This is a genomic window from Longimicrobiaceae bacterium, from assembly GCA_035696245.1.
In the GTDB taxonomy this organism is placed as follows: domain Bacteria; phylum Gemmatimonadota; class Gemmatimonadetes; order Longimicrobiales; family Longimicrobiaceae; genus DASRQW01.
In genome coordinates, this window is record DASRQW010000426.1 from 1 (window position 1) to 5,509 (window position 5,509).

General features: G+C 70.8%; 5 protein-coding genes. 2 read left to right on the forward strand and 3 right to left on the reverse strand.

Annotation, left to right across the window (positions count from 1 at the left end; all coding sequences use genetic code 11):
* From VFE05_19150 to VFE05_19160, 3 genes are all read right to left on the reverse strand, one after another.
* A partial coding sequence (locus VFE05_19150) for an aquaporin (protein HET6232200.1) occupies nucleotides 1-525 on the reverse strand: 525 nt, incomplete at its 3' end.
* Between the two features lie 615 nt (nucleotides 526-1,140).
* Nucleotides 1,141-2,433, reverse strand: coding sequence for an MFS transporter (locus tag VFE05_19155; GenBank protein ID HET6232201.1), 1,293 nt, complete (start codon nucleotides 2,431-2,433; stop codon nucleotides 1,141-1,143).
* 339 nt (nucleotides 2,434-2,772) lie between these two features.
* Nucleotides 2,773-3,837, reverse strand: coding sequence for a serine hydrolase domain-containing protein (locus VFE05_19160; protein ID HET6232202.1), 1,065 nt, complete (start codon nucleotides 3,835-3,837; stop codon nucleotides 2,773-2,775).
* 257 nt (nucleotides 3,838-4,094) lie between these two features.
* Between VFE05_19160 and VFE05_19165 the strand changes: the two genes are divergently transcribed.
* Both VFE05_19165 and VFE05_19170 read left to right on the forward strand, forming a co-directional pair.
* A complete protein-coding gene (locus VFE05_19165; protein ID HET6232203.1) occupies nucleotides 4,095-4,337 on the forward strand; it encodes a hypothetical protein in 243 nt (80 codons plus the stop codon).
* Nucleotides 4,338-4,572: 235 nt separating this feature from the next.
* Entirely contained in the window at nucleotides 4,573-5,421 is an 849-nt protein-coding gene (locus VFE05_19170) for a YitT family protein (protein ID HET6232204.1), read from the forward strand.
* The last annotated feature ends 88 nt before the right edge of the window (nucleotides 5,422-5,509 follow it).

Sequence of the window (5,509 nt, forward strand, 5' to 3'; positions counted from 1 at the left end):
GCCCGTGCCCATGATGTCCAGCGCCACCGTGAGCCCGATCGCCAGCGGGAACACCGACTTGGGCGCCCGCTCGTCCACCGCCGTGCCGAACACGACCAGCACCAGGAAGAACGTGGTCACCATCTCGATGAGGATGCCCGCGCCCGCCGGGATGCCCAGCGCCAGGTTGGGCGTGCCGTTCGCCACCGTCTCGGTCCCGAAGATGAACGCCACGATGCCGGACGCCACCACCGCGCCCACGATCTGCGCGCCCCAGTAGGCCAGGCCGCGCACCGGCGCCATCCGCCCCGTCACCACGAAGCCGAAGGTGACCGCCGGGTTGAAGTGCGCCCCCGACACGGCGCCCATGGCCGCCACCATCACCGCGATGGCCAGGCCGTGCGCGAAGGCGATGGACGTGAGGTTCACGGTGCCCGCCGGCGCATCGGCGATCTTGCCGGCGCTGATGGCGAGCAGGCCGATGAAGCACAGCGCGAAGGTGCCGATCGCTTCGGCAACGAGGGGCTTGGCGAGTCTGTCGTTCATGGAGGGCGAGGAGGTTGGAAGGTCGGTCGGCCCCGCGGTCGCGGTCGGCCGGATCTACGTGGTCCCGCAGGTACATCGGAGCCCCCGGTCCAACCACTATCGGGAGATGTCGATCCGCCGCCCAAGCTCGGGCGGGGCAATCAGATCCGGAAGATGTCCAGCGTTCGATCCATCAGCACAGCCCCGAGCCGCCGAGATGCAGGTCATTCAGTAGATGCGAATCATCTCTCGGAAGATGCAGGTCGCAGGCGCCGCGTCCCTCACCCGACGCTCCATGTCTCGATCGACCACGCACCCCAGCGCCTCGGCGGATGCGCGGCTTGGGACGAGCATGGGCGCTCCCGCGTCCGCACGATCACCGCTGTTCATCCACCGGCCGCGAGCAGCCCGAGCCTCACGCCGAATCCGCCGCCGCACCACACCTCGTCCGCAGGACGACCGCAGTTCAAAGCCGGGGGTTTCATACCCTCGGGAGGCCGCGAGTCTGCTGGAGGTTTCGCGAGAAAGCCGCGGCTGCGATCCACATCTTCGCGATGCTTCTCGGCGCGATGTGGCGAACAGGACGCTCGCTCCGCATCTCCCGCATCTCCCGCATCTCCCGCATTCGTCCGACGGCTAACCCGGCGCCGGAGCGGCTTCCTCGACCTCGTCGCGGGTGAAGCGCTCCATGCCGATGCCCAGCCACAGGGTCGCGAACACCAAAGCGGCGCCCGTCCAGAACGGGTACTGCGAGCCCCAGTGTTCGAACGACCACCCGGCCCACACCGGCCCCAGCACCCGCGCCGCGCCGCCGAAGCTCTGCTGCACGCCCATGTACACGCCCCGCTCCCGCTCGCTGATCACGCGCGACAGCGTGGCCGTGACCGCCGGGAAGGTGAACGCGGTGCCCAGCGGGATCAGCGCGATCACCACCGCGAGCACCAGGAACTTGAGCGGCACGAGCGTGGCGCCGGCCGAGAACGCCGGGTACGACAGATGCCCGCCGCCCAGGTGCATGGGCGCCATGTGCACCGCGAAGGGCAGCGGCACGTTGCCGGTGAAGCGCCAGGTGAACGGCATCAGCACCAGCCCGGCGGTGAGCAGCACCTGGCCCACGCGCGAGATGCGCGCCTCGCCCCAGCGGTCGATCAGCTTGCCCAGGAAAAACGCGCGCACCAGCACCCCGATGCAGGCGTTCCAGGTGTACGCCCAGCCCACCGTCTTGGCCGTGACCCCGAACCGCTGGCTGAGGAAGAGCGCCAGGATGGCCGTGAAGCCCGAGAACGCCCCCATGGCGATGGCGTAGATCCAGATCATGCGCGGCGCCGGCTCGGCCGGCCGCGTGAGCACGTGGCCGATGAGGGTGCGCGAGCCCGCGGGCTTGGCGGCGCCCGCCTGCGGCGCGTGCACCACGCGCGACTCGCGCAGGTACACGGCCGCGAACGCCATGTTGACCACGCACAGCCCCGCCGCCAGGAACCCCGGCGTCTTCTCGCCCCACGCCAGGCTGTGCGACCCCAGCAGCGGCCCGATCGCCACCCCCATGTTGGTCGCGGCCGAGAGCCAGCCCAGCGCCTTGGCCCGGTCGCGCGGCGCCGTCGCGTCCGCCACGTAGGCCTGGATCACACCCGTGGTGCCGCCGCCCGCCCCCTGCACCAGCCGCGACAGCAGCAGGATCCAGATGGAGGTGGCGAAGCTGAAGATGACGTACGCGATGGCGCTCGCGGCCAGCCCCACCAGCAGCGCCGGCCGCCGCCCGTAGCGGTCCGACATCCGCCCCCACATGGGCGCGCTGAGCAGCTGCGCCAGCGCGTACGACGAGACCAGGACGCCCACCACCGTGCCGCCCGCGCCGAACTTCATGGCGTAGAACGGGATCAGCGGGATCACCATCAGCAGTCCGACCATGTCCACGAAGGCCGTGACCATCAGGACAGCGAGCTTACCCAGAGAGCGTCCGCGGGATGGGGGAATGCCGGCGCGGCCGGGCGGCGGCGCTCGGCGGGAACGTAGCCGCGCGCGGGTGGAGCGTCAACGCCTCGCGAATGAGCGGCGAGCACGGCGATCCGGGCGTTTTCGACGGTTTCATGCCGCGCATCGAACCTCGTGCGCGCGCGGTGGCAGAAGGACCTCACGCGGAGGCGCGAAGACGCGGAGAACAGCTCGCTCCTCCTTCCGTTCTCCGCGTCCTCCGCGTCTCCGCGTGAGCCTTCGTTTTGGGAAGATCGGAGCTGCGCTCTTCCGATGGATGCGGGAAGTGCGATGCCGCTACGGGCCGCCTTCACCCGGCGTGGGGCGCGGGTCCGCGGGATCGGGATCGCCCAGCAGGCGGGCGAGGAAGACGCGCGAGCGGAACGTGTCGTCCGGACGGCCGAAGCGGACGACGACCAGGTCCAACGACGGGATGATGAAGAGATGCTGATGCATCGCCCCGATGGCTTCGGCCATGTCCGGCAGGCCGCCGTCGTACAGCGCGCGGCCGCCGCGCACCGGCGCGTTGAGCCAGAACGCGAGGCCGTACCACGGTGCCACCGCGCTGCCCTTGAAGCACTCGCCCAACGCGGCGGAATCGAGCACCTGGCGGCCTTCGAACCGCCCGCTGTCGCGCACCATCCGCCCGAAGCGCGACCACTCGCGCGCCGTGATGCGGGCGCCCGCGTCGAACATCGCGTTCCCCGCCCCGTCGCGCGCGAAGGTGACGCCCCGCACACCGATGGGGTCCAGCACCCGCCGCTGGAGGTACGACACGGGGTCCTCGCGGCGCGGCAGCAGCTTGCGGCGCATGGCCTCCATGAACATGTCGAAGCTCGTAGGGCCGTACGCGAACGTGGTCCCCGGCGCCGCGTCGCTCCGCAGATAGAGGGAGTTGGCGTAGTGGTTGGCCGGCTCCACGCCGGTGGGGCCGCGGTTCACCGGCGGCAGGCCGCTGGTGAGGCTCAGCAGGTGGCGCGCGGTGATTCCGCGGCCCAGCCGGTGCTCCGCCAGCTCCGGCAGCGTGCCCGCCAGCGGCTCGTCCAGCTTCAAGAGGCTGTCTTCGACCGCGGCGGCGGCGACGGTGCACGCGAAGCTCTTGGTGCCGCTCACCATGTGGTGCGGCACGTCTGCCGTGTAGCCGTTCTGGTACTCCTCGAACACCGTGCGGTCGCCGCGCACCACGAGCACGGCGTCGCCCGCGTGCTCGCGCGAGTACGCTGCGGCGGCGCGGAAGTGCAGCGGCTCGCCGCCACGTGCGGGAGCCGGGGAGAAGCCGGTCGCGCCAGCCTGGCGCGGCGCAGACACGCACGCGCAGAGGAGCCCCGCCGCGAGGGCGAGGCCGGGGGTTCGAGCGTTCATTGCAAGGGTTGGGAAGCCGGAGAGCCCACGGCGGAGGGACCGCCGCGATACGGGCGAGGCGTGGATGCCTCGGTGTCACAACGCGTCCGGGCCCCCGTTTCTGACGGCGCACGCCAGGGTGTCGGGCAGATGCAGGATGCCGCCGGGCCCCGCGCGGGCGGACGCTCCGGACCGGCACGGAGCCTGCGTAGAGGCGCGCGAACCCCGAACCCCAACGCAAGTACATGCCGCTCAGAGAGTTCGATGATTCGGAGGGAGTGAGGTGGCGCGTGTGGGACGTGGTCCCCGACTCGCCGGGCATCCTCGCGTCCGACCCGGCCGACCACGACGCGCATCGCAGCACCCGCCTCACGCCCGGCCTGGAGGGCGGCTGGCTCGCCTTCGAGCACGGCTCCCGGAAGCGCCGCCTGAGCCCCATCCCGCCGGACTGGGAACGCCTCTCGCCGGAGGAGCTGGAGCGCCTGCGCGACCAAGCCCGCGAAGTCCCGCGCCGCCTCTAGCCGCCGCGTATCGGACGAAGGCACACACGAAAGACGGGGCCGCGCTCGCGATGAGCACGGCCTCGTCCGCATTGGCACGACCGCCTCTACGGAATCGCACCATCTCGAGGAGCGAAGTTCTGCATTGGCCCTTCGAACCGCCGCCGGCGAGCACCCGGTCGCCCGGAACGTGATTTCATCCACCGGAAGGAGCGATGCGGTTGCCCGCACGCGGGGTTCCGGCTAACCTTCGCGCATGAGACGACTTGCGCGCGAGGCGACGAACGCGGTGCTGATCATCCTCGGAATCCTGTCCGCGGGGATGGGGCTGCACGGGTTCCTGCTCAGCAGCCGCTTCATCGACGGCGGCGTGACGGGCATCTCCATGCTGCTGGCCGAGGTGGCCGGGTTCCCGCTGTCGGTGCTGATCCTGGTCATCAACCTGCCGTTCATCGCGCTGGGCTACCGGCAGATCGGCGGGGCGTTCGCACTGCGGAGCGCGCTGGCCATCGGCGGGCTGTCGGTGTGCCTGGCCACGGTGCACTACCCGGACGTCACGCCGGACCGGCTGCTCACGGCGGTGTTCGGCGGCTTCTTCATCGGCGGGGGGATCGGGCTGGCCATGCGCGGCGGGGCGGTGCTGGACGGCACCGAGATCGCCGCGCTGCTGGTGAGCAAGAAGAGCAGCCTGCTCAAGGTGGGCGACGTCATCCTGGGCCTCAACATCGTCATCTTCCTCACCGCGGCGTTCTTCCTGGGCGTGGAGTCGGCGCTGTACTCCATCCTCACGTACGTGGCCGCGTCCAAGACGCTCGACTTCATCCTGCACGGCATCGAGGAGTACCACGCCGTCACCATCGTCTCCGAGGCGAGCGCCGCCATCCGCGACATGGTCACGGGCCGGCTGGACCGGACGGTCACGGTGATCCAGGGCCGCGGCGGGGCGAGCGGGGCGGAGCAGGACATCCTCTACTGCGTCGTCACGCGCCTGGAGATCGGGAAGATCCGCACCATCGTGCAGGAGCTCGACCGGCACGCGTTCATCGTCATCCACCCGCTCTCGGACGTGTACGGCGGGCGGGTGAAGAAGCCCGTGCTGCACTAACGGTAGATGCAGAGCCGCCCGCCACTCTCCGCCCCCCGCAGCTTCTCGGCGGATGCGCAGCCTCGCATCCCGCTGCCTCCCCGCGTCC